Raw genomic sequence first — 23,611 nt, forward strand, 5'->3', positions numbered from 1 at the left:
CCCGCCCCCGACGCCCCGCCCATCGGGATCTGACCGCTATCCGCGACGCCGCTCCAGTTCCGCCACCAGGCGGCGGGCGGCGTCGCGGAGGTCATCGGGCACCGCAACGGTCTGAAGACGTGTGGACGTACGAGGTTCCCGCGACCCGGCGGGTGTACCCGCAGCCTTGGCGCGACGCCGCCAGATCAAGACCATGAACCCGCCGACACCGGCGACGGCGATCAGGCCCAGGATGGCCAGCTGAAGGCCGCCGCCACCCTCGGCGGGTTCGCGCTGGCCCTCGGGTCGCCCGTCGGCGCTCGGCGTCGCCTCCACCGACGTGGTGACCCCTGACGTCATCGAGCCCGACGGCGAGTCGTCGCCGACAGCCAACAGCACGATCAGCGAAACCACCAGGGTTGCCAACAGCACGGCACTGGCGATCAGGAACACCGTGATCGAGCGCAGCGGAGTGCGCGTCGCGTAATCGGTCGTGCGGTACGAGAGCGGATTGACGGTGGGTGCGACCCCCTCCCCGGGCTGCGGCCGCGGCGTGGTGCCGATCACGGCGCCCCGCAACCTCTTCAGTTCCGCACGCAGAATCTTCTCGTCACCGGTCCACACCGCGTCGTCCAGGCGATTGACGGATTCCGCGACAGCAGGCCACCGCTCGGGCGGCAGGGTCAGTCGCGGCAACGAGGTCAACGTCACCGACACCTCGTCGATGAGGGCCATCGGCAACTCGTCAGACACAAGGCGCGATCTTAGTCAGCCACCACGCCCAGCCCGTCAGGATCGAGCCAGAGCCGACCCCACCGCCCGTCGCGGACATCCTCAGCCGTCAACCCAGGGTTGACGTATATCCACCGTCAACCTACCGTTGACGATATGACCGGCCCGAACTCCATCACTCAACCCGTCAGCCTCGACGCCCTGATCCGGGCCATCAAATCGGTGCACGAGGACACGCTCGACCAGTTGACCGACGCGATGCTGGCCGCCGAACACCTCGGTGAGGTCGCCGACCACCTGATCGGCCACTTCGTCGACCAGGCCCGCCGTTCCGGCGCGTCGTGGACCGACATCGGCAGGTGTATGGGAGTGACCAAGCAGGCCGCGCAGAAGCGCTTCGTTCCCAAGGGAGAGGCGCTGGACCCCAACGAGGGGTTCCAGCGCTTCACACCGCGGGCTCGAAACGCGATCGTCGCCGCCCAGAGCGCCGCTCAGGCCGACCGCAGCCCGGAGATCACCACCGACCATCTGATCCTCGGGCTGCTGACCGACCGCGAGAGCCTGGCCGCGACGTTGTTGACCAGGGAGCGGATCGACCTCGACTCCCTGCGGGCCGCTGTCGAGTCAACCCCCGGACCGGGCGAGGCCCTCGAACTGGTTCCCTTCAGCGCCGCCGCCAAGAAGACCCTCGAACTGACGTTCCGGGAGGCGTTGCGCCTCGGCCACAACTACATCGGCACCGAACACCTCGTGCTGGCCCTGCTCGAATCCGAGAACGACGCGGCGACGCCCGGCCCACTGCATCGCGCCGGCGCCGACAAGGCGCGGTTCGAGGCCGACCTGATCGCGGCCCTGTCCGCGCTGACGGGAACAAAACCAGACGACACGTCGTCGACGTGATGATGAAACTCGACGACACTGCGCGGGCCCTCATCGGCGACGGCGCCAACGCGACCCTCGTGACCCTCAACCCCGACGGCAGCCCGCAGGTCAGCGTCGTCTGGGTGGCCCTGGAGTCCACTCCCGACGGTGATGAACTCGTCTCGGCCCATCTCGCCGTCTACCAGAAGATCCGCAACATCAGGCGGGACGGCCGAGTCGCGGTCACCATCATCTCGGACACCACAGGCCCCGGAATGCGGCCCTACCTCGCAATCACCGGAACCGCGCGCATCGTTGAAGGCGGAGCGCCCGAACTGCTGACGAGACTGTCCGCGGTCCTGATGCCCGGCAGCGGATTTCCCCCGCCGGGATCCCCTCCCGGCTACCTGACCCGGATACGCGTGGAGAAGGTGGGTGGCATCGGCCCCTGGGCCGCCTGAGCCGGACTGCCGACGCCGCCGCCGCGCGGTGTGCCATCATGCCAGGCATGCGTCGTTGGTTCACCACCCTGCTGACAGTCGTCGCCACCCTCGCGTTGAGCGGCATCACCGTCGGCGTGATGCCGACCGCGGTCGCGGCCGACAGCCCGATCGGTCGACTCGGCGACACCTTGCGGGTTCAGGACGGCGACCTGATCGCCGACGTCACGGTGCTGAGCGTGGAGCCCTCCGAGATCCCGCCCGGGTTCGGCTATCCGCCGCGCCCGCCGCGCCAACAGGTGTGGAAGGCCAAGGTCGCCGTCCAGGCCGTTCAGGTGCCCAATCCGTACGCCATGGCGGTGTCGTTTCAGTTCAGCGGTGTGACGCCGACCGGCGACGCCTATCAGCCGCGCAACAGCGACGCGCCTGAGGCACTGCAGTACGGCCTGCAGAACGCCCCGCAGGGATCGGCCGTGGGCGGCTTTGTGTACTGGGACTGCTACCGCGACCTGGTGGCCAACGTCGTCCTGACGAATAAGAAGACCGGCCAGCGACTGGCGCAGTGGAACGTCTGAGTTGGGCCAGCAGGTAACCGTCACCGCTGCCACCGAATCCGACCTCGACGAGCTGGCTGCCGTTGCAGCACAGACCTTTCCGTTGGCCTGCCCGCCGGCGGTGTCTCCTGTGAACGTCGCGGCGTTCATCGCGCAGAATCTGACGGCGGATCGGTTCGCCGCCTACCTTCGCGACCCCGGGCGCGACGTGCTGATCGCGACCGTCGACGGCCGAATCCTCGGCTACGCCATGATGATTCGTGGTGTACCCGACGATCCGGTGGTGCAGCGGGCCGTCACGGTGCGGCCCGCCGTGGAGCTGTCCAAGATGTACGTGCTGCCCGAGGCACACGGGTCAGCGGTGGCCGCCGAACTGATGACCGCGGCGCTGCGGCACGCCGCCGAGGACGGTGCCGCCGCGGTGTGGCTCGGTGTGAACCAGAACAACACGCGGGCGCAGAGCTTCTACGCCAAGCACGGCTTCAGGGTCAGCGGCACCAAGACGTTTCTGCTCGGCACACACCTGGAGAACGACTACGTGATGCTGCGGGTGCTCGGGACGGCTTCCTGAAGTCACCCCGGGTTCCCGCCCGTTGAAAATCGCTCCGAGGCGGGCATTTCAGACACCCACCCCGGGCGGTCAGCCCAATTCCATGCCGGCCGCGGTCAAAGCCAACAACCGCGAGGTGGCACGCAGATACTTCTTCCGGTACCCGCCGGCCAGCATCTCCTCACTGAAGATGGTGTCCAGCTTCTCGCCCGAGGCCACCACCGGGATGCCCGCGTCGTAGAGGCGGTCGGTCAGCGACACCAGACGCAGCGCCACGTTCTGGTCGTCGAGGGCGTGCACACCGGTGATGAAGACGGCCTGCACATCCTCGATCAGGGTCAGATAACGCGACGGGTGCATCGTCGCCAGATGGGCGCACAGCGCGTCGAAATCGTCGAGCGTCGCGCCGGAGACCCGCCCGGCACGCTCGGCGACCTGCTCGTCGGTCAGGGGCTCGGGTGCGGGCGGCAGGCCGCGGTGCCGATAGTCGGGCCCCTCGATGCGGACCGTTGTGAAGATCTGCGACAGCGTGTTGATCTCGCGCAGGAAGTCCTGCGCGGCGAACCGGCCCTCGCCCAACTGCTCGGGCAGTGTGTTCGACGTCGCCGCGATCGACACTCCGCGCTCCACCAACTGCGACAGCATGCGCGAGACCAGCGTCGTGTTTCCGGGATCGTCGAGTTCGAACTCGTCGATGCAGACCACGACGTACTCGGCCAGCAGCTCGATGCACTCGGTGAAGCCGAACACCCCGGCCAACTGCGTGAGCTCACCGAAGGTCGCGAACGCCGCCTTCCCCGCGTCGGCCCCTGCCAGCGTGAAGTACGTCGATGCCAACAGGTGCGTCTTGCCCACGCCGAACCCGCCGTCGAGGTAGACGCCGACACCGGGCAACACCTCGCGCTTGCCGAACAGCTTCTTCCGCCCGGCGCGCCGCGCGACCGCGTTGCTGCAGAACTCCCGGCACGCGACCACGGCGGCGGCCTGGCTCGGCTCGGCAGGATCAGGGCGGTAGCTGTCGAAGCTGACGTCGGTGAACGTCGGGGGCGGAACGAGCTGGGCGATCAACCGTTCCGGCGACACCGTCGGATGCCGGTCGACGAGATGGGGGGCGAGCATGGCAGGAACTGTAGCGACGTGCTCCAATCGAACTCATGGCCGAACCCGACGCTGGGACGCAACTCACACTGCTCGACGGTGCCGGTCCGGTCGGCGAAGAGCGCCTGGCGCAGCTGTACGCCTACCCGCCTGAGTTGACCCGCTGCTGGGTCCGGTCCAACTTCATCGCCAGCCTCGACGGCGGCGCGACGGCCGGCGGCAAGTCCGGCGACCTCGGAGGGCCGGGCGACCGGGCCCTGTTCGCGCTGATGCGCGAGAACGCCGACGTGGTGGTCGTCGGCGCCGGAACCGTCCGCGTCGAGAACTACGGCGGCGTGCAGCTGTCCGTCCCCGCCCGCCAGGCCCGCCAGGCGCGCGGCCAGGCCGAAGTCCCGCCGATCGCGATCGTCACGAGATCGGGCCTGCTGGACCGCGACATGCTGGTGTTCACCAAGAGTGAGGTGCCGCCGCTGATCCTCACCTCGGGGTCGGCCCTGGCCGCCACCAGGACGCGGCTCGGTGATGTCGCCACCGTCGTCGACTGCTCGAACTCCGTCCCCGACGACATCGACCTGAGGGTCGCGCTGGCGGCGCTGGCCGGGCGCGGGCTGCTGCGGGTGCTGACCGAGGGCGGCCCCCTGCTGCACGACACGTTCATCGCGGCGGGCCTGCTCGACGAGATCTGCCTGTCCATCGCGCCGGTGCTGGTCGGCGGGGCGGCACACCGCATCGCGAGCGGAGTGGACGAGACACGGACGCCGATGCGCCGCGCCCACGTGCTGGCCGACGACTCCGGATTTCTGTACACGCGGTACGTGCGGGAAGCATGAGTGCTGTGATGCGCTCGCTAGTCTTGGCGGCATGAGTCGGCAGGCCCAGTTCGCCACGCTCCTTGTTGCGGCGACAACCCTTCTGGCGGGCTGCGCCCCCATCATCGGCGCGGACCCGCGCTTCGCCACCGACCGGAGCCACGGCCACCAGGACGCCGAGACCACCACCGAGGCACCATCGGGGCCGGCTCCGATCGCGGCACCCAAGGCCGATTTGGCATGGCAGGACTGCACCGACCGGGTGTTCGGCGACACCGGGGTGCGTGGCGCCCCCGGGGTGACGCTCGAATGCGCCGACTATGACGCAGACCTCGACCCGATCAACGGTGCCACGGGTTCCCTGCGCATCGGCGTCGTGCGGGCGCGGTCGGAGGCGACACCGGCCGACGCCGGCCCCGTCGTCTTCACCAGCGGCACCGACCTCGCCAGTTCCCACCAGCTGCCGGTGTGGGTGACCGGTGCGGGCGCCGACATCCTCAAGACGAACCCGGTCGTGGCCGTGGACCGCCGCGGGCTCGGCATGTCCAGCGCGGTCGACTGCCGCGACCTGTACGACCGCCAGGAGATGCGCGATCAGGCGCAGTTCGAAGCGGGCGACGATCCCGTGGCCAACCTGGGTGCCGTCACGCTCACGGCGACGACCTCGTGCACCGACATCATCGCGCCCGGCGACTCGGCCTACGACAATGCGCACGCCGCCGAGGATCTGGAACGGCTGCGCAGCATCTGGGATGTGCCGGCACTGGCGCTGGTCGGCGTGGGCAACGGCGCGCAGATCGCGATGGCCTACGCCGGTTCGCACCCGGACAAGGTCTCGCGCCTGGTGCTGGACTCACCGCTGCCCCCCGCCATCAGCGCCGAGGCCGCGGCCGAGCAGCGGGTGAAGGGACAGCAGGCCGCGCTCGACGCGTTCGCGGCCCAGTGCGTGGCGGTCAACTGCCCGTTGGGCCCGGACCCCAAGGCCGCTGTCGACTCCCTGTTGTCGGCCGCGCGGGCCGGCGGTGGTCCCGGCGGCGCCTCGGTGGCGGCGGTGGCCAACGCGATCGTGACCGCGCTCGGATTTCCCGACGGCGATCGAATCGCCTCCACCAACGACCTGGCCCGGACGCTGGCCGACGCACGCTCGGGCGACGCCGCAGGGCTGCTCGACCTGATCAGTCGCACCGAAGGCCTCCGCGACACCGACGGTCAGTTCATCAACCGCTGCAGCGACTCACTCAACCGGCCGACCCCGGACCGCGTGCGGCAACTCGTCGTCGCCTGGCCCAAGCTCTACCCCCAGTTCGGGGCCGTCGGCGCGCTCGACCTCGTGAAGTGCCTGAACTGGCCCAGCGGATCCGCGCCGCAGGACCCCAAGAACCTCAAGATCGACGTACTGCTGCTCGGGGTGCAGAACGATCCGATCGTCGGGTCGGAGGGTGTCGCCGCGACCGCGGCCACCATCATCAACGCCGGAGCGACCAGCAAACGTGTGATGTGGCAGGGCGTCGGGCACGGCGCGAGCGTCTACTCGCCCTGCGCGGTGCCGCCGCTGTTGTCCTACCTGGACACCGGGCGGGCTCCGTCGACGGACACGTACTGCCCCGCCTGATACGGCTCACATGTGCTCCGGTGTAGGTTGCCGTTCGTGACGGAAGCTGACTCGACCCCCACAGGCCTGCGCAGCGCCCTGCTCGCGCCGTTCCGCCCACGCACCAGTGCGCCGAGCACCGCGACCGTGCTGCGCTCGATTCTGTGGCCCATCGCGATCATGTCGGTCTTCCACCGCAGCTACGTTCTGGCCACCAACGGCTACATCACCGACGACTTCGGGCCGGTGTACCGCGCTGTCAGCAACTTCCGCCGCGGCCTCGACATCTACAACGAGCACTTCGACCACGTCGATCCGCACTACCTGTACCCGCCGGGCGGGACACTGCTGCTGGCACCGTTCGGCTTCCTGCCCGTCGACGCCTCGCGCTACTGGTTCATCACCTTCAACACGCTGGCGATCGTGCTGGCCGCATACTTCCTGCTGCGCCTGTTCAAGTTCTCGCTCGCGTCGGTGGCCGCCCCGGCCGTGCTGCTGGCCATGTTCGTCACCGAGTCCGTGACGAGCACGCTGGTGTTCACCAACATCAACGGCTGCATTCTGCTGGCCCAGGTGCTGTTCTTCATGTGGGCACTCGACGGCCGACGCAGCCGGGAATGGCTCGCGGGTGTCGCGATCGGACTGACCCTGGTGGTCAAACCCTCCCTCGCGCCACTGCTGCTGCTGCCCGTGCTGAACCGGCAGTGGCGGCCTCTGGTGGGCGCCTTCGGGGTGCCCGCGCTGTTCAACCTCGCGGCCTGGCCCCTGGTGGCCGACCCGTGGGGCTTCGTCAAGAACACGGTCCCCTACATCCTGAGCACGCGCGACTACTTCAACTCCTCGATCCAGGGCAACGGCATCTACTACGGTTTGCCGGGCTGGCTGATCCTCGCGCTGCGAATCCTGTTCCTGCTGTTGGCAGTCGGCAGCATGTACCTGCTGTACCGGTACTACCGCACCCGCGATCCGCTGTTCTGGATGCTGACGTCGGCCGGCGTCCTGCTGACCGCGTCCTATCTGGTGCTGTCCCTGGGACAGGGCTACTACTCGATGATGCTGTTCCCGTTCATCATGACCGTGGTGCTGCGCAACTCCGTGCTGCGCAACTGGCCGGCCTGGCTGGCGATCTACGGCTTCATGACCATGGACCGCTATCTTCTGGTGCACTGGCCGACGACGGGCCGGTTCCTGGAGTACATGAAGATCACCTACGGATGGTCACTGCTGCTGATCGTGGTGTTCTGTGTGCTGTACTTCCGGTATCTCGACGCCAAAGAGGACGGCCGCCTGGACGAGGGCATTGATCCGACCTGGATGACGAAGGAGAAAGAGCGCGCTAGCGTAGACCGATGAGCCCCTCGCCTCTTCCGCCGCCGAAGATCGCCCTCACCGACGACGAGTGGCGCGAGAAGCTGACTCCCGAGGAGTTCGCGGTGCTGCGCCGGGCGGGAACCGAGCGCCCAGGCGTCGGCGAATACACCGACACCCACACCGAGGGCATCTACCACTGCCGGGCATGCGGGGCTGAATTGTTCCGCAGCACAGAGAAATTCGACTCGCACTGCGGGTGGCCGTCATTCTTCGACCCGTCCCACTCGGACGCGGTGATTCTGCGCCCCGACGACTCGCACGGCATGCGTCGCGTCGAGGTGCTGTGCGCGACATGCCACAGCCACCTCGGGCACGTGTTCACCGGCGAGGGTTATCCCACGCCCACGGACCAGCGCTACTGCATCAACTCGATCTCACTGAGGCTGGTGCCCAAGCCTTAGGGCCATACGGCCCCGCGGCCTCACGGCAGCGCGGTCACCAGCTGTTCGACGCTCACCCGCGGGCCCGTGAAGAACGGCGTCTCCTCGCGGACGTGCCTGCGCGCCTCGGTGGCCCGAAGATCACGCATCAGGTCCACGATCCGGTACAGCTCAGGAGCCTCGAAGGCCAGCAGCCACTCGTAGTCGCCGAGCGCGAACGCCGGGACGGTGTTGGCGCGGACGTCCTTGTAGCCGCGCGCGGCCATCCCGTGGTCGGCGAGCATTTTGCGACGGTCCTCGTCGGGCAGCAGGTACCAGTCCAGCGACCGCACGAACGGATACACGCAGACGTAGTTTCCGGGCTCCTCACCGGCCAGGAACGCCGGGATGTGGCTCTTGTTGAACTCGGCGGGCCGGTGCAGTGCGACGCTGCTCCACACCGGGGTGCTCGAGCGGCCCAGTGTCGTGGTGCGACGGAAATCGGAGTAGGTGGCCTGAAGATCCTCGACACGTTCGGCGTGCGTCCAGAACATGAAGTCGGCGTCCGCGCGCAGCCCAGCGACGTCGTAGATCCCGCGCACGACGACGCCCTTGTCCTCCTGCTGTTTGAGGAAGGTCGCCGTCTCGTCGATGACCGCGGCGCGGTCCTCGGGAAGCGCCCCCTGCTCAACCGCGAACACTGAGAACATCAGGTAGCGGATGGTGGCGTTGAGTTCGTCGAAATCCAAGCGAGCCATGGCTCCATCGTGCCACGTCGCGTTTCCGGACCCGTCAGGAGGACGGCCCCGCGCAGCGGGTCAGGGCAAGGCCGCGATCTCGGTCGCCGCGCGCGTGGCGGCGGCCACACAGGCCGGAACTCCGATGCCGTCGAGGTGGCTGCCCGCGACCGCGAGACCGTGCGGCAGACCGTCGCGGATCTCCGCGGCCACCAGCGCGTGCCCCGGCCCGTACTGGGGCATCGCGTCGAGCCAGCGCTGCACGCACACGTCCTCGGGGGTGACGTCGATGCCGAACACCGTGCCGAGATCCTCAAGCGAGGCGGCCAGCAGTTCGTCGTCGGAGGTGTCGCGGGCCACGGTGTCGCCGCAGCGGCCGAACGACAATCGCAGCAGTTCGACGTTGCCGCGGCGGCCCCACTTGCGACTCGACAGCGTGATCGCCTTCGCGTGCAGGCGCTCGCCGCTGGCCACCAGCACACCGGAGTGCTGCGGCAGCGGCGTGCCGCCCGGCACGGCCAGTGCGACGACGGCGGCCGAGGCCACGGGCACCCGGCCCGCGGCGGCAGCGGTGCGGGGCGCCACGGAGGCCACCAACCGTGCCAGGCGTGGTGCGGGTACGGCCAGGATCACCGCGTCGGCGGTGTGGCAGGCGCCCTCGTCATCGCACACGGACCAGCGCGCACCGTCGCGGGCCAGGGATTCGACGCTCGTCTGTATCCATCGCAGGCCACTGTGCTGCACGAGAGCCCGCACGAGCACCTCGTATCCGCCGTCGATGGCCCCGAACACCGGCGCGCCGGACACCTTGGGCAGTGCGGACCGCACGGCCGCGGTCAGAGACGGCGCGCCGCGGTCCAGGGCCGCGGCGACGGTCGGAACGGCCGACCGCATGCCGATGGTCGCCGCGGAACCCGCATACACCCCGCCCAGCATCGGATCCACCGACCGGGCCACGACCTGCATGCCGTACCGATCCCCCACCACGTCGGCGACCGATGGGTCGGCGCCGGGCTGCCACCGCAGCGGCCGACTCGGTTCGCCTGCCATCCGGGCGAGGGTCTCGTCGTCGACCAGTCCGGCCATCGACGCAGAGGAACTGGGAATGCCGTTGACCGTGTCGGGCGGCAGGTTGTGCAACCGGGCTCCGCTGTAGAGCAGCGGACGGACCCCGGTGGTGCCCAGTTGGCTTGCCGCCAAGCCCAATTCGGCCAGCAGAGCGGGCACTTCGGGGCGCCGCACGATGAAGGCTTCGGCACCGATGTCCAGCGGTTGTCCGCCGACGCGCTCGGTGCGCAGGATTCCGCCGAGACGGTCTGCGGGGTCGAACAGCGTGATGGAGGCGTCCGCGCCGACGAGGCGGCGCAACCGGTAGGCGGCGACCAGACCGGAGATGCCGCCGCCGACTACGCAGTAGGACGCGCCGCTCACTGTTCGTGCACCAGCGCCACCAGATCGGTCAGCAGGCCGGGGTCGGTGGCGGGCAGCACCCCGTGGCCGAGGTTGAACACATGACCCGCGGCGCCGGCCTCGATGGCTGCGCGACCATCGGCGACGACGTCACGGGCCCGGCGCGCCACGACGTCCCAACCGGCCATCAGCACGACTGGGTCGAGGTTGCCCTGCAGCGCGCGGCCAGCTCCGACCCGGCCCGCGGCTGCGGTCAGAGAGGTGCGCCAGTCGACCCCAACCATGCGGGCCGGTCCATCTCCGAGGGCCTCCGACATGGCTCCGAGCAGTTCGGCGGTGCCGATCCCGAAGTGCGTCATCGGCACACCGGCCTCGGCCAGCGCGGCGAAGACGCGGGAGCTGTGCGGCAGCACATAGGTGCGGTAATCGGCCAGCGACAGCGTGCCCGCCCAGGAGTCGAACATCTGAATCGCATCGACACCCGCGTCGACCTGCACACGCAGGAACTCCACCGTGATGTCGACCAGGGCCTCCATCAGGGCGTGCCAGGTCGGCTCGTCACCGAGCATCATGGCCTTGGTGCGCTCGTGATTCTTGCTCGGACCGCCTTCGACCAGGTACGACGCCAAGGTGAACGGCGCGCCGGCGAAGCCGATCAGCGGCACGTCGCCGAGGTCTCGGACCAGGTTCCCCACGGCGTCGGCCACCGGTGCCACCTGCTGGCGCTCCAGTGGCTTGATCGCGGCCACATCGGCACTCGAGCGGATCGGATGGGCGATCACCGGGCCCACGTCCGGCACGATGTCCAGATCGATGCCCGCGGCCCGCAGCGGCACCACGATGTCGGAGAACAGGATCGCGGCGTCCACCCCGTGCCGGCGGACCGGCTGGAGGGTGATCTCGGTGACCAGATCGGCGTCGAAACACGAGTCCAGCATCTTGTGCTTGGCCCGCAGTGCACGGTATTCGGGCAGCGAACGGCCTGCTTGCCGCATGAACCAGACCGGCACACGGGCCGGGGTGCGGCCGGCTACGGCCGCCAGGTAGGGCGAATCGGGCAGCTCACGACGGTTACTCATCGTCTCTCATGCTGCCATTGGCAACTGAACCCGCCAAAACGGCGCGCCTGCGCCCGTAGCTGCGCCAACAGGTCTACCGTCAAACGACGTGACGTCCGGAGAACCGGCAGAATTCCGCGCGGCGGTCGCGGCCATGAGTGACGTGGCCGTCCGCCAGGAGATCGAGCTGGGCCCCATCCGGCCCCCGCAGCGGCTGGCCCCCTTCAGTTATGCCGTCGGCGCCGAGGTCAAGCACCCCGACACCGGCGTGGTCCCCGAGGAGTCCGAGGGCGACGCCTTCGGCCGCCTGATCCTGCTCCACGACCCCGACGGGTCCGACGCGTGGGACGGCACCATGCGCCTCGTCGCCTACATTCAGGCCGACCTGGACTCCAGTGAGGCCATCGATCCCCTGCTGCCCGAGGTCGCCTGGAGTTGGCTGGTCGACGCGCTGGAGTCGCGCTCCGAGCACGTCACGGCACTCGGCGGCACGGTCACCGCCACCACGTCGGTGCGTTACGGCGACATCTCCGGCCCGCCACGGGCCCATCAGCTGGAACTGCGGGCGTCATGGACCGCGACCAGCCCCGATCTGGGCACCCACGTACAGGCGTTCTGCGAAGTCCTCGAGCACGCCGCGGGCCTGCCGCCGGTCGGGGTGACCAACCTGGGAACGCGGTCACGCGCCTGACATGTCCGCACCACCCTCCGAGTCCGACGATCCAGTCGGCGACCCGCCACCATCTCCCGACGAGGTCACCGAGCCCGAACCCACTCCCCTGCTCGCACCCGCCGACGGCGTCCCCCCGCTGGCGATCTACGCCGACGACATCGCCGCGGCCGCAGAACTTCTCGCGACAGGTCACGGCGCGTTCGCGGTCGACGCCGAGCGCGCCTCGGGCTTCCGCTACTCCAATCGGGCCTATCTGATCCAGATTCGGCGCGCCGGGGCGGGCACCGTGCTGATCGACCCGGTCAGCCATGGCCGCGACCCGCTGCAGACGCTGCGCCCGGTCGCGGACGTGCTCAGCGAGGACGAGTGGATCCTGCACGCCGCAGACCAGGACCTGCCGTGTCTGGCCGAACTGGGCATGCGCCCGCCCGCTCTGTACGACACCGAGTTGGCCGGCAGGCTCGCCGGGTTCGAGCGGGTCAACCTTGCGGCCATGGTGCAGCGGCTCCTGGGCCTGAGCCTGGACAAGGGCCACGGCGCGGCGGACTGGTCGCAGCGTCCGCTGCCCGAACCGTGGCTCAACTATGCGGCCCTCGATGTCGAAGTGCTCCTCGAACTCCGCCAGGCCATCGCCGACGTCCTCGAACAGCAGAACAAAACCGAGTGGGCGGCACAGGAATTCGAGTACCTGCGCACCTGCGAATCTCCGCCCACCCGGCGGGACCGGTGGCGCCGCACCTCCGGCATCCACAAGGTGCGCAACCCGCAGGCCCTGGCCGAGGTGCGGGCGCTGTGGAACGCCCGGGACGCGATCGCGCGCCGGCGGGACATCGCCCCGGGCCGGATCCTGCCGGACGCCGCGATCATCGAGGCCGCACTGGCAGACCCCAAGACCCTGGCAGAGCTGACCAAGCTCCCGGTGTTCGGCGGTCCGAAGCAGAAGCGCAGCGCCGCGACGTGGCTGGCGGCCCTGGCCGAGGGACGCGAGGACCCGGATCCTCCGCAGCGTTCCGAACCCAACACCGGACCCCCACCCGCGGTGCGATGGAGTCGTCGCAAGCCCGAGGCCGCCGCGCGGCTGGAGGCCGCCCGGTCGGCCTTGGCGGAGCTGTCCGAACGGATCAAGGTGCCGACCGAGAATCTGGTCTCGCCCGAGACGGTGCGCCGGCTGTGCTGGGATTGGAAGCCCGTGCCGGATCCCGAGTCCGTGATCGAGGCGTTCCTGATCGAGGCCGGGTCACGGCCGTGGCAGCGGGAACTGGTGGTGCCGGTGCTCAGCGCCGCTCTGCGGTGAGACCCCAACCGCGGTTGCGGTCCACGCGGATCACGGCAGGAGATGCTCCAGCACCGCTTCGGGTGCCTCGATCTGCGGCCAGTGCCCGATGTCGTCGGCCAGCATGACCACGTCGGGGTTGGGGATGACCTCGCGGTAGCGGGCGGCCATGTGCGCGCCCGAATTCGGGTCCGCCGGCCCGTCGATCAACCGCATCGGGACGTCGGTCGACCGCATGGCCCGCACCCAGCGGTTGCGGTGCGTGCGGCGATCCCCCAGAAACCGGCCGACCTTGTGCAGCACGCGTTTTCCGTCGTTGTACTCCAGGATCTGGTGGAACTTCGCCATCAACTCCGGAGTGGGCTGGGTGTTGGCGCCGAACATCTGGCGCAGCGTCGGTTCAAGCACGCGCCGGGACAGTCGACTGCCCTGCAGTGGGCTCACCACGTCGCCCAGCGGAGTCTGCGACATCAGCTTCTGCATGGCGCGCGGCGTGTACGCCTCGTTGAACATGCCGCCGTTGAGCCAGGTGATCGTGGCGATGCGCGCGACACCGTAGGCACGCTGCCCAAACTCCTGGCGCGCCAACAGTTCCTGGCCCACCGAGTCACCCAGATCATGGGCCAGGACGTGCATATCGGTGACCCCGAGGTGCTCGAGCAGGGCCTCATGCATATCCGCGTGGTCATGCACCGAGTACTGGTACTCGACGGGTTTGGCCGAGAAACCCATCCCGATCATGTCCGGTGCGATCACCGTGAACCGCTGCGTCAGCGCTGGCCAGATCAGCGACCAGTCCCACGAGTTGAACGGGTAGCCGTGGATGGCCAGCAGGGCCGGACCGCTGCCCTCAACCCGGTAGAAGATGTCGAAACCCAGGTAGTCGAAATGGTGTCCCGCAGACTTCCACGCTTCGAGTTCGGGGTGCATGTCCCCAACCTAGTCGGCGAAGACTCCCTGCAGGAATGGCGTCGAGTCCCGCATCGAGGCCAGCACCGCACTGCTGTGATCGTCATCCGGATAGGTGTGCAGCACGACGTCCTGGTCGTTGGCCACGAGTTGGTCGTAGAACTTCAACGTCAGGTCGGGCGGGACATCGCGGTCCTGCAGGCCGACGCCGAGGAAGATGGGTGCGTCGAAACCGGACTGCGGTGTGCCCATGTGGACGTCGACGTACTCGACGGCCCCAGGAACCGATGCCAGCGGAGCGGCGAAGAAGCCCGGCACAGTCATGTCCGACAGTGAGTCCGCCAGTTCGCGCAGGCACACGGTCTCGGCCCGATCGGCGGCGGCACGACCCGCGGGGGTGAGCATGCGATCGAGGTTGAGGTCGGGCCGCGCCTCGCGCAGTGCGGCGACGATGTAAGCCGTATACGCGTTGGCGACCGGGTCCAGGTTGGGCGGCACCGCCATGTCGGGCCCCGCCTGCTTGACCAGCGTGGCGACATTGGCCGGGGTGCCGGTGGCGACCACGCCGCGATAGTCGAGGCCGGAGCCCGCGCTGAATTCGGTGGCCCACCGCGCGGTGTCGATGGCCGCGCCCCCGCCCTGGGACTGTCCGACGACGGCCCACTTCTGCGCCAGCGGCAGGTCCAGCTTGTGTGCGGCGATGACGGCGTCGACGATGCCGTGCGCCGTCGCCGTCCCGTTCAGGTAGCTCATCAGCCCGGGGGTCCCCAGACCGATGTAGTCGGCGGCCACCACGGCGTACCCCTGGTCCAGCCAGTGCGACAGATACTCGTTGTCCCGCGGGCTGCGTGGGTGCGCCGAGGGCGTGCAGTCGTCACCCAGGCCCACCGTGCCGTGCGCCCACGCCACGACGGGCCAACCGCCCTCAGGCGCCGGCGTCTTCGGCGTGAAGACGGCGGCCGTCCCCACCGCGGGCCGTTGGTGCTGGTCCGTCGACGAGTAGAGAATGCGGTAGGCCGACGCGGCGCCGGCCACCGACAGCGCCGGATTCAGGGGCACCGATTCCAGGAGCGCACCGGGCGCCGGGATGGGACCGTCGTAGAACCGCGCGTCCAGCCCCGACCAGTCCGGTGCGGTCGCCGCCCCGGCGACCGCGCTCGTGCCCATCAGAGAGGCCAGACCCAACAGCAGCGCGACGAGCGCAAGCGAGAAGTTCCGCATGGGCGCTGACACTACCGTGTCCGCGCACCGACTCAGTCGAGCCGCTCGCTGACTTCCTGCTCGGAGTCCGAACTGCCCAGCGCCGCAACCCATCCGGTGATCCGGCGAGCGATGTGCTTGTCGGTCAGTCCGACCTCGGCGAAGATCTCACCGCGCGACGCGTGCGGCAGGAACTCCTGCGGCACACCGATGTCGCGGCACGGCACGTCGATCTCGTTGCGCCGCAACGCGGCCGACACCGCGGAGCCGACGCCGCCGGCAAGACCGTTGTCCTCCACCGTCACCACCAGCTTGTGCTCACGAGCCAGGTCGGTGAGCACCTCGGGGACGGGAAGCACCCACCGCGGATCCACCACGGTGACGCCGATTCCCTGGGTGCGGAGTCGCTGCGCGGTCGACAGCGCCATGGTGGCCATCGGGCCCACCGCGATCAACAGCACATCGGCCGTCAGACCGTCGGCCGGCTCGGAGAGCACATCCACCCCAGCGCGCCGTGTGACGGCCGGAATATCCTCGCCCACGGCGCCTTTCGGGAATCGGAGGGCAGTCGGCCCGTCGTTGACGGCCAGGGCCTCCCCCAGTTCCTCGCGCAGGGTGGCGGCGTCGCGCGGAGCGGCCACCCGCATGCCCGGGACGATGCCCAGGATCGACAGATCCCACATGCCGTTGTGGCTCGCACCGTCCGGGCCCGTCACACCCGCGCGGTCCAGCACCATGGTGACCGGAAGCTTGTGCAGCGCCACATCCATCATGACCTGGTCGAACGCGCGATTGAGGAACGTCGAGTAGATCGCCACGACCGGATGCAGACCACCCATCGCAAGGCCGGCAGCAGAAGTCATGGCGTGCTGTTCGGCGATGCCGACGTCGAAGAGCCGATCAGGGTAGGCCTGCCCGAAGGCCGACAGTCCCGTCGGGCCCGGCATCGCCGCGGTGATCGCCACGACGTCGCGGCGCTTCTTGGCGATGCGGATCAACTCGTCGGAGAACGTGGCCGTCCACCCGGGCGCGGATTCGGAGGTGGCCCGCCCGGTCACCGGGTCGATCACACCGCACGCGTGCATCTGCTCGGCCTCGTCGGCCTCCGCGGGCCCGTACCCCATGCCCTTGCGGGTGACCACGTGCACGATCACCGGAGCGTTGAACCCACGTGCGTGCCGCAGCGCGGCCTCCACCGCATGCTCGTCGTGGCCGTCGATCGGACCGACGTACTTCAACCCGAGGTCGGTGAACATGGCCTGAGGCTGCAGCGCGTCCTTCAGGCCCGCCTTGACGCTGTGCATGCACTGGTAGCACACCTCGCCGATGATCGGGACCCCGCGGACGGCGGCCCGCCCCTTCTCCAGCAGTTTCTCGTAGCCGGGCTGCAGGCGAAGCGCGGCGAGGTGGTCGGCCAGCCCGCCGATGGTCGGCGCATAGCTGCGCCCGTTGTCGTTGACGACGATCACGACGGGACGCTTGGCCGCGGCGATGTTGTTCATCGCCTCCCAGCACATGCCGCCCGTGAGTGCACCGTCGCCCACCACCGCCACGACGTGGCGGTTGCGGTGACCGTTGAGTTCGAAGGCCTTGGCCAGCCCGTCGGCGTAGGACAGCGCGGCCGATGCGTGGCTGGACTCGACCCAGTCGTGTTCGCTCTCCGCGCGGCTGGGGTAGCCGGACAGCCCGTCGCGCATGCGCAGCGAGTCGAACTCGGCGCTGCGACCGGTCAGCATCTTGTGCACGTAGGCCTGATGCCCGGTGTCGAAGATGATGGGGTCGTGCGGTGAGTCGAAGACTCGGTGAAGCGCCAAGGTGAGCTCGACGACGCCCAAGTTGGGGCCCAGATGCCCGCCGGTCGCAGCCACCTTATGGATCAGGAAATTGCGGATTTCGTGAGCCAGGTCACTCAATTGTGACTGCGAAAGGTGCTGCAGATCAGCAGGTCCGCGGATCTGATCAAGCATCCCGACAGTCTACGCACGCAAGCTGTGATCAGTCCCGCCGAGCCTGGTAGACATCCGGCACACCGTCATGGTCGTCGTCGGCGGTTTCAAGCTCATGGATGCGCCGATACGCGGCGTTGCGACTGAGCAGCACTCCCGCAGCCAGGACTGCCGCGATCACGCTGCCGAGCAGGACACCGATCTTGACGTGGTCGGCGTGTGCGCTGTGGTGACCGAAGGCCAGTTCGCCGATCAGCAGCGACACCGTGAACCCAATCCCGGCCAGCAGGGACACCCCGAAGACGTCCCGCCAGGCCAGATCGTCGTCCAGGCTGGCTCGCGTGAACCGTGCCAGCAGGTACGTGGTGCCCAGGACACCGATGGGTTTGCCCACCACCAGGCCGGCCATGACGCCCAGCACGACGGGCTCACGCAGTGCCGCGGCCAACCCGACGTCGCTGACCGTGACCCCTGCGGCGAAGAAGGCGAAGACCGGAATCGCGAACCCCGCGGACACCGGTCGCAGCAGGTGCTCGAAGCGCTCGCTCGCGGCATGGCGCCCCAGCACGGGCACGGTGAACCCGAGCAGCACGCCGGCGACCGTCGCGTGGATGCCACTGGCATGCATCAACGCCCAGGTCAGGACCCCCAACGGCACCAGAATCCAGACCCGGTGCAGACCACGCTGCACCGCGAGGGCGAACAGGCCCGCGGGCAGCAGCGCCCACAGCAGGGGCACCACGTTGAGGTGGTCGGTGTAGAACACCGCGATGACGCAGATCGCCAGCAGGTCGTCGACCACGGCCAGCGTCAGCAGGAAGGTCCGCAACGCCGCGGGCAGGTGACTGCCCAGCACCGCCAGCACCGCGACCGCGAAGGCGATGTCGGTCGCGGTCGGAACCGCCCATCCCTTCAGGGTGTCGGGCGATCCCATCCCGACGTTGACTGAGACGAAGATCACAGCGGGAACCACCATGCCGCCCACGGCGGCCAGGATCGGCAGCACGGCACGGGCGGGGTTGCGCAGATCGCCGGCCACGAACTCACGCTTGAGCTCCAGGCCGACGACGAAGAAGAAGATCGCCAGCAGGCCGTCGGCGGCCCATGTGGCCAGGTCCAGGTTCAGATGCCAGGACTGCGGCCCGACCACGAACGACGAGATGCGGTCATAGCCCGCCGACCACGGTGAGTTCGCCCAGATCAGGGCCGCGGCGGCCGCGCACAGCAGGATGATTCCGCCGACCGTCTCGCGACGCAGCACCTCCGCGATCCGCGAGGTCTCGCGCCAGGATCCCCGGCTGAACAGCCGGCCACCGAGCGACGGACGCGGGTTCTGCTGCGACAACGGACTCACCTCATGCTGATCGACGACGTCGTTGACCTACGACATCACGGACTCCACTGCCGACCAGACTTCCCGGCGCACCAGGTTGAAGTGTAGGCGTTCTCAGCGGCTGAGCAGGGCGAAGCACTCCACGTGATGAGTCAGCGGGAACGCGTCGAACACCCGAATCTGCTCGACGGTGTAGCCATGCTTTCGATACAGCCCGACATCCCGCGCGAATGACGCTGCCTCACAACCGATGTGGATGACCCGTGGCACGCCCGCACCAGCCAGCGCATCGATGACCTCGCGCCCCGCGCCCGTCCGCGGCGGATCCAGCACCGCGACGTCGGGTGCGGCACCGTGATGCGCACCCAGCATCCGGCGCACCGAATCGGTGACGAAACGCACCTGCGGGGTGTCGGCCAGCGCCACCCGGCCGGCCTTGGAGCCGGCCCGGGACGTGTCCACGCTGACGACCCGGCCGTCCGGACCGACGGCGTCGGCCAACGCCGCGGCGAAGACACCGGCGCCGCCGTACAGGTCCCAGGCGCTGCCGCCGGGAGCCACCTGCGCCCAGTCCGCCACGAGCGCGCTGTAGAAGTCCGCGGCATCCCGGTGGGCCTGCCAGAACGCCGTGACCGGCAGGTGCCAGATGCGACCGCGGACCTTCTGCTTCCCCTCGTAACCGCCTTCCACGACGCGCGTGCGGCGGTGTGGACCGCCGCACACGATGTGCCGGGTGCCCTCGTCGTCGAGCACGACGTGCACCTGATCGCCGGGCCGGAACTGATCCTCGGGCAGACCCTCGAGCAGGCCGGTGGGCAACTGCGCACAGTTCAGCTCGGTGACCAGATCGCTGCTGTGGTAGCGGTGGAATCCGGGCCGCCCGTCGGCGCCGACCTCCAACCGGACCCGAGTGCGCCATCCGAGCGCGGACGGGGTGCCGACGAACTCGGCACCGGCGCCGCCACTGTCCCACCGGTGGCCGCCGAGGCGTTCCACCTGATTGGCCACCACCTCGGCCTTGATCCGGCGCACCGCCTCAGGTGTCGCGAAGGACAGATCGCAGCAGCCCGCGCCCTCGGGGCCCGCGATCGGGCACAGCGGGTCCACCCGGTCCGGCGACGGGTCGATGACCTCGACCGCGGCGGCATGCCAATACGATCCGCGCTGATCGGTGATGCGGGCCCGCACGGTCTCCCCCGGCAGTGCGTACCGGACGAACACGACGCGGCCGTCCTCGCGGGCCACACAGCTGCCGCCGTTGGCCGCGGCGCCGACCGTGAGCGTGAGAAGGCTCAATCCACGAATCCTCGCCGCGCGTCGCCTGGGGCCGACTGAGGCTGCAGCGTCTTGAGCCGCTCCGACGAATTGAGCTGCCACGGAACCGAAGTCACCATGACGTTGGGTTCGAAGAGCAGCCTGCCTTTGAGTCGCAGGGCGCTCTGGTTGTGCAGGATGCCCTCCCACCAGTGGCCGACGACGTACTCGGGGATGAACACCGTGACCACGGTACGCGGTGACTCCTTGGTGATCCGCTTCACGTACTCCAGCACGGGCCGGGTGATCTCCCGATACGGGGAGGCCACCACCTTCAGCGGCACCGAGATGTCACTCTCCTGCCAATGGTGAACCAGCTCACGGGTTTCGGCGTCGTCGACGCTGACCGTGATGGCCTCCAGGGTGTCCGGCCGGGTGGCGCGCGCATACGCCAGCGCGCGCCGGGTGGGCAGATGCAGCTTGGACACCAACACCACCGCGTGGTTGCGGCTGGGCAGCACCATGTCGTCGGCGTCCCCCTCCTGCTCAGCCAGTTCCCGCGACACCGCCTCGTAGTGCCGGTGGATCAACTTCATGATCACGAACAGCGCGCCCATCGCCGTGATCGCGATCCACGCACCGGCCACGAACTTGGTGACCAGCACGACGATCAGGACCGAACCGGTGCAGACGAACCCGATCGTGTTGACGATCCGCGAGCGCTGCATCTGACGGCGCACCGCGGGATCGGTCTCGGTGGTGAGGTGATGCGTCCAGTGCCGCACCATGCCGATCTGGCTCAGCGTGAACGACACGAAGACGCCGACGATGTAGAGCTGGATGAGCGCGGTGACCTCGGCCCGGAACGCCACGACGAAGGCGATCGCCGCGATCGCCAGGAACAGGATGCCGTTGGAGAACGCCAAGCGGTCCCCGCGGGTGTGCAGCTGCCGGGGCAGGTAACGGTCCTGGGCCAGGATCGATCCCAGCACTGGGAAGCCGTTGAAGGCGGTGTTGGCGGCCAGCACGAGGATCAGCGCCGTGGCCACGGTGATGAGCACGAAGCCCAGATGGAAGCTGCCGAACACGGCCTGCGCCAACTGCGCGACCAGTGTCTTCTGGTGATATCCGTCGGGCGCTCCGCTCAACTGCGTGGCCGGGTGTTCAACGATCTGCACGCCGATCTTCTCGGCCAGCACGATGATCCCCATCAACAGCACCACCGAGATGGTGCCGAGCATCAGCAGCGTGGTCGCGGCGTTGCGGCTCTTGGGCTTGCGGAACGCCGGCACGCCGTTGCTGATCGCCTCCACACCCGTCAGCGCCGCACACCCCGACGAGAACGACCGCGCGACCAGGAACACCAGGGCGAAGCCCAGCACGTCGCCGTGTTCGGGATGCATCTCGAATCCCGCGGATTCGGCCTGGACGGTGTCCCCGAGCACATAGATGCGGAACAGACCCCAGCCCAGCATGGTCGCCATCGCCGCGATGAAGGCGTAGGTGGGAATCGCGAACGCGATGCCCGACTCTCGGATGCCGCGCAGATTCATCGACATCAGCAGCAGGATCGCCAGGACCGCGAAGAGCACCTTGTGCTGCGCCACGAACGGCACCGCCGAGCCGATGTTCGACATCGCCGAGGACATCGAAACCGCAACCGTCAGTACGTAATCGACCATCAGGGCGCTGGCCACCGTGAGGCCCGCGGTGGGACCGAGGTTGGTCGTGACGACCTCGTAGTCCCCGCCTCCGGAGGGATAGGCGTGCACATTCTGCCGGTAACTGGCGACGACGACGAGCAGAACGAACGCGACGGCCAGCCCGATCCACGGCGTCCAGGCGTAGGCCGACAGGCCCGCGACCGAGAGCACCAGGAAGATCTCCTCGGGTGCATACGCCACCGACGACATCGCGTCGGAGGCGAACACCGGCAGCGCGATCCGCTTCGGCAGCAGCGTGTGACCGAGCTTGTCGCTGCGGAACGGCCGACCCAGCACCAACCGACGGGCGGCGGTCGAAAGCTTAGACACGAGGTCCAAGGGTATGCCTATGCGCGGTTGGCGGTAGCGTTCCGCGTACGGTCGGTTTTCGGAAGTCGCATGCGCTCAGTGGGTCATGCGGCAACTCGGGCCCGAAAGGACGCCAGGTGCGGGTAGTGGTGATGGGGTGCGGCCGGGTCGGCGCAGCGCTCGCGGATGCATTGTCGCGGATCGGCCACGACGTGGCGGTCATCGACCGGGACAGCGCGGCTTTCCAGCGACTGTCCCCGGATTTCTCAGGCGATCGGGTCCTCGGCATGGGTTTCGACCGCGATGTGCTGCTGCGCGCCGGGATCGAGGAGGCCGGGGCCTTCGCCGCGGTGTCCTCCGGGGACAACTCCAACATCATCTCCGCGCGCGTGGCCCGCGAGACCTTCGGTGTCGAGCGGGTCGTCGCGCGCATCTACGACGCGAAGCGTGCAGCGGTCTACGAGCGCCTCGGCATCCCGACCGTCGCGACGGTGCCGTGGACCACCGACCGTCTGCTCAATGCGCTGATGCGCGACGGGGAGACGACGAAGTGGCGAGACCCCACGGGGACGGTCGCGGTGGCCGAAGTCGTCCTCCACGAGGGTTGGGTGGGGCGTCTGGTCACCGATCTGGAGGCCGCGACCAAGGCTCGGGTGGCGTTCCTGATCCGGTTCGGCGAGGGTCTGCTGCCCGAACCGAAGACCGTGCTGCAGGCCAGTGATCAGGTCTACATGGCCGCGGTCTCGGGTCGCGCGGCCGAGGCCATGGCGATCGCTGCGTTGCCACCCGGTGAGGAGGAGGGACTGTGAAGGTCGCAATCGCCGGTGCCGGCGCGGTGGGCCGCTCGATCGCTCGGGAACTCATCGACAACGGCCATGAGATCACGTTGATCGAGCGCAACGTCGAACACATCGACGTCGACGCGATCCCCGCGGCGCACTGGCGCCTCGGCGACGCCTGCGAGCTGTCGCTGCTCGAGTCGGTGCAGCTGCAGGATTTCGACGTCATGATCGCCGCCACCGGCGACGACAAGGCCAACGTGGTGCTCTCGCTGTTGGCCAAGACCGAGTTCGCGGTGGCGCGGGTCGTGGCTCGGGTCAACGATCCCCGCAACGAGTGGCTGTTCGACGAGTCCTGGGGCGTCGACGTGGCGGTGTCGACCCCGCGCATGCTGGCCTCGCTCGTCGAGGAGGCCGTCGCCGTCGGCGATCTGGTGCACATCATGGAGTTCCGCAAAGCCGGCACCAACCTCGTCGAGATCACCCTGCCCGACGACACCCCCTGGGGCGGAAAGCCGGTCCGCAAGCTCGACCTGCCCCGCGACGCGGCGCTGGTGACCATCCTGCGCGGTGCGCGCGTGATCGTGCCCGAGGCCGACGAACCCCTCGAGGGCGGCGACGAACTCCTTCTGGTGACGGTGCCTGAGGTCGAAGACGAACTGCGCGCCCTGCTGCTGCCCTAG

Annotated in this window: 22 protein-coding genes and 1 pseudogene; 12 read left to right on the plus strand and 11 right to left on the minus strand. The window is 68.8% G+C overall.

Annotated elements, in window-relative coordinates:
• Positions 1-36 precede the first annotated feature (36 nt).
• Positions 37-732, minus strand: a complete 696-nt coding sequence (locus A5727_RS18390; protein ID WP_068252780.1) for a hypothetical protein — start codon at positions 730-732, stop codon at positions 37-39.
• 135 nt (positions 733-867) lie between these two features.
• Between A5727_RS18390 and A5727_RS18395 the strand changes: the two genes are divergently transcribed.
• The 4 genes from A5727_RS18395 to A5727_RS18410 are packed head-to-tail and all read left to right on the plus strand — an operon-like array spanning position 868 to position 3,137.
• Entirely contained in the window at positions 868-1,611 is a 744-nt protein-coding gene (locus A5727_RS18395) for a Clp protease N-terminal domain-containing protein (protein ID WP_068252784.1), read from the plus strand.
• Between the two features lie 2 nt (positions 1,612-1,613).
• Positions 1,614-2,033 (plus strand): TIGR03618 family F420-dependent PPOX class oxidoreductase, encoded by a 420-nt coding sequence (locus tag A5727_RS18400; RefSeq protein ID WP_068252787.1) that lies wholly within the window; start codon positions 1,614-1,616, stop codon positions 2,031-2,033.
• Positions 2,034-2,080: 47 nt separating this feature from the next.
• Entirely contained in the window at positions 2,081-2,587 is a 507-nt protein-coding gene (locus A5727_RS18405) for a DUF1942 domain-containing protein (RefSeq protein WP_068252790.1), read from the plus strand.
• 1 nt (position 2,588) lies between these two features.
• The gene (locus tag A5727_RS18410; protein WP_068252793.1) at positions 2,589-3,137 is read left to right on the plus strand and encodes a GNAT family N-acetyltransferase; all 549 of its coding nucleotides are present in this window, start codon (positions 2,589-2,591) and stop codon (positions 3,135-3,137) included.
• Between the two features lie 69 nt (positions 3,138-3,206).
• Here the strand turns inward: A5727_RS18410 and zapE are convergent.
• Positions 3,207-4,272, minus strand: a pseudogene (gene zapE, locus A5727_RS18415) (cell division protein ZapE).
• Between zapE and A5727_RS18420 the strand changes: the two are divergent.
• Genes A5727_RS18420 through msrB form a run of 4 tightly spaced genes read left to right on the plus strand, consistent with a single transcriptional unit; the run spans position 4,271 to position 8,386 of the window.
• Positions 4,271-5,044, plus strand: coding sequence for a pyrimidine reductase family protein (locus tag A5727_RS18420; protein WP_068252799.1), 774 nt, complete (start codon positions 4,271-4,273; stop codon positions 5,042-5,044). The pseudogene zapE and the gene A5727_RS18420 sit on opposite strands and share 2 nt — an antisense overlap.
• Positions 5,045-5,075: 31 nt before the next feature.
• Positions 5,076-6,635 carry an alpha/beta fold hydrolase gene (locus tag A5727_RS18425; protein WP_068252802.1) on the plus strand — a complete coding sequence of 520 codons (1,560 nt, stop codon included), beginning with the start codon at positions 5,076-5,078 and terminating at the stop codon, positions 6,633-6,635.
• Between the two features lie 36 nt (positions 6,636-6,671).
• Positions 6,672-7,967, plus strand: a complete 1,296-nt coding sequence (gene aftC / locus A5727_RS18430; RefSeq protein WP_157521452.1) for an arabinofuranan 3-O-arabinosyltransferase — start codon at positions 6,672-6,674, stop codon at positions 7,965-7,967.
• A complete protein-coding gene (gene msrB / locus A5727_RS18435; RefSeq protein WP_068252808.1) occupies positions 7,964-8,386 on the plus strand; it encodes a peptide-methionine (R)-S-oxide reductase MsrB in 423 nt (140 codons plus the stop codon). The genes aftC and msrB overlap by 4 nt, the downstream gene beginning before the upstream one ends.
• Positions 8,387-8,406: 20 nt before the next feature.
• On the opposite strand, the gene hemQ is transcribed toward msrB, so the two are convergent.
• The 3 genes from hemQ to hemE are packed head-to-tail and all read right to left on the minus strand — an operon-like array spanning position 8,407 to position 11,570.
• Positions 8,407-9,102: a hydrogen peroxide-dependent heme synthase gene (gene hemQ / locus A5727_RS18440; protein ID WP_068252811.1), complete on the minus strand. Its 696-nt coding sequence runs from the start codon at positions 9,100-9,102 to the stop codon at positions 8,407-8,409.
• A 60-nt stretch (positions 9,103-9,162) separates the two neighbouring features.
• Positions 9,163-10,512, minus strand: coding sequence for a protoporphyrinogen oxidase (locus A5727_RS18445; RefSeq protein WP_068252814.1), 1,350 nt, complete (start codon positions 10,510-10,512; stop codon positions 9,163-9,165).
• A complete protein-coding gene (hemE, locus tag A5727_RS18450) occupies positions 10,509-11,570 on the minus strand; it encodes a uroporphyrinogen decarboxylase (protein ID WP_068252817.1) in 1,062 nt (353 codons plus the stop codon). Before hemE ends, A5727_RS18445 begins: the two co-directional genes overlap by 4 nt.
• A 133-nt stretch (positions 11,571-11,703) precedes the next feature.
• Here hemE and A5727_RS18455 point away from each other — a divergent pair, with 133 nt between their 5' ends.
• Complete coding sequence (locus tag A5727_RS18455; RefSeq protein WP_231992158.1) at positions 11,704-12,240, plus strand: DUF3000 domain-containing protein; 537 nt, start codon at positions 11,704-11,706, stop codon at positions 12,238-12,240.
• A gap of 1 nt (position 12,241) precedes the next feature.
• Positions 12,242-13,516 (plus strand): HRDC domain-containing protein, encoded by a 1,275-nt coding sequence (locus tag A5727_RS18460; protein ID WP_068252824.1) that lies wholly within the window; start codon positions 12,242-12,244, stop codon positions 13,514-13,516.
• A 30-nt stretch (positions 13,517-13,546) separates the two neighbouring features.
• Here the strand turns inward: A5727_RS18460 and A5727_RS18465 are convergent, their stop codons facing one another.
• The 6 genes from A5727_RS18465 to A5727_RS18490 form a co-directional block, all read right to left on the minus strand.
• Positions 13,547-14,425 carry an alpha/beta fold hydrolase gene (locus A5727_RS18465; RefSeq protein ID WP_068252826.1) on the minus strand — a complete coding sequence of 293 codons (879 nt, stop codon included), beginning with the start codon at positions 14,423-14,425 and terminating at the stop codon, positions 13,547-13,549.
• Positions 14,426-14,434: 9 nt separating this feature from the next.
• Positions 14,435-15,625 (minus strand): alpha/beta hydrolase family protein, encoded by a 1,191-nt coding sequence (locus A5727_RS18470; protein ID WP_502687692.1) that lies wholly within the window; start codon positions 15,623-15,625, stop codon positions 14,435-14,437.
• 32 nt (positions 15,626-15,657) lie between these two features.
• Entirely contained in the window at positions 15,658-17,571 is a 1,914-nt protein-coding gene (gene dxs / locus A5727_RS18475; RefSeq protein ID WP_068252830.1) for a 1-deoxy-D-xylulose-5-phosphate synthase, read from the minus strand.
• A gap of 28 nt (positions 17,572-17,599) precedes the next feature.
• On the minus strand, positions 17,600-18,895 hold the full coding sequence (gene nhaA, locus A5727_RS18480) for a Na+/H+ antiporter NhaA (protein WP_068253085.1): 1,296 nt from the start codon (positions 18,893-18,895) through the stop codon (positions 17,600-17,602).
• 102 nt (positions 18,896-18,997) lie between these two features.
• Entirely contained in the window at positions 18,998-20,179 is a 1,182-nt protein-coding gene (locus A5727_RS18485; RefSeq protein WP_068252833.1) for a class I SAM-dependent RNA methyltransferase, read from the minus strand.
• A complete protein-coding gene (locus A5727_RS18490) occupies positions 20,176-22,170 on the minus strand; it encodes an APC family permease (protein WP_068252836.1) in 1,995 nt (664 codons plus the stop codon). The genes A5727_RS18485 and A5727_RS18490 overlap by 4 nt, the downstream gene beginning before the upstream one ends.
• 116 nt (positions 22,171-22,286) lie before the next feature.
• Between A5727_RS18490 and A5727_RS18495 the strand changes: the two genes are divergently transcribed.
• Positions 22,287-22,958, plus strand: a complete 672-nt coding sequence (locus A5727_RS18495; RefSeq protein ID WP_068252840.1) for a potassium channel family protein — start codon at positions 22,287-22,289, stop codon at positions 22,956-22,958.
• On the plus strand, positions 22,955-23,611 hold the full coding sequence (locus A5727_RS18500; protein ID WP_068252843.1) for a potassium channel family protein: 657 nt from the start codon (positions 22,955-22,957) through the stop codon (positions 23,609-23,611). The genes A5727_RS18495 and A5727_RS18500 overlap by 4 nt, the downstream gene beginning before the upstream one ends.

Source organism: Mycobacterium sp. ACS4331 (assembly GCF_001667265.1).
GTDB lineage: Bacteria > Actinomycetota > Actinomycetes > Mycobacteriales > Mycobacteriaceae > Mycobacterium.

Bases quoted from the DNA above. Each gene is read 5' to 3' on its own strand.
- A5727_RS18395 (WP_068252784.1), top strand. From the start codon at position 868: ATGACCGGCCCGAACTCCATCACTCAACCCGTCAGCCTCGACGCCCTG.
- A5727_RS18400 (WP_068252787.1), top strand. From the start codon at position 1,614: ATGAAACTCGACGACACTGCGCGGGCCCTCATCGGCGACGGCGCCAAC.
- A5727_RS18405 (WP_068252790.1), top strand. From the start codon at position 2,081: ATGCGTCGTTGGTTCACCACCCTGCTGACAGTCGTCGCCACCCTCGCG.
- A5727_RS18420 (WP_068252799.1), top strand. From the start codon at position 4,271: ATGGCCGAACCCGACGCTGGGACGCAACTCACACTGCTCGACGGTGCC.
- A5727_RS18425 (WP_068252802.1), top strand. From the start codon at position 5,076: ATGAGTCGGCAGGCCCAGTTCGCCACGCTCCTTGTTGCGGCGACAACC.
- msrB (WP_068252808.1), top strand. From the start codon at position 7,964: ATGAGCCCCTCGCCTCTTCCGCCGCCGAAGATCGCCCTCACCGACGAC.
- hemQ (WP_068252811.1), bottom strand. From the start codon at position 9,102: ATGGCTCGCTTGGATTTCGACGAACTCAACGCCACCATCCGCTACCTG.
- hemE (WP_068252817.1), bottom strand. From the start codon at position 11,570: ATGAGTAACCGTCGTGAGCTGCCCGATTCGCCCTACCTGGCGGCCGTA.
- A5727_RS18455 (WP_231992158.1), top strand. From the start codon at position 11,704: ATGAGTGACGTGGCCGTCCGCCAGGAGATCGAGCTGGGCCCCATCCGG.
- A5727_RS18460 (WP_068252824.1), top strand. From the start codon at position 12,242: ATGTCCGCACCACCCTCCGAGTCCGACGATCCAGTCGGCGACCCGCCA.
- A5727_RS18465 (WP_068252826.1), bottom strand. From the start codon at position 14,425: ATGCACCCCGAACTCGAAGCGTGGAAGTCTGCGGGACACCATTTCGAC.
- A5727_RS18470 (WP_502687692.1), bottom strand. From the start codon at position 15,625: ATGCGGAACTTCTCGCTTGCGCTCGTCGCGCTGCTGTTGGGTCTGGCC.
- dxs (WP_068252830.1), bottom strand. From the start codon at position 17,571: ATGCTTGATCAGATCCGCGGACCTGCTGATCTGCAGCACCTTTCGCAG.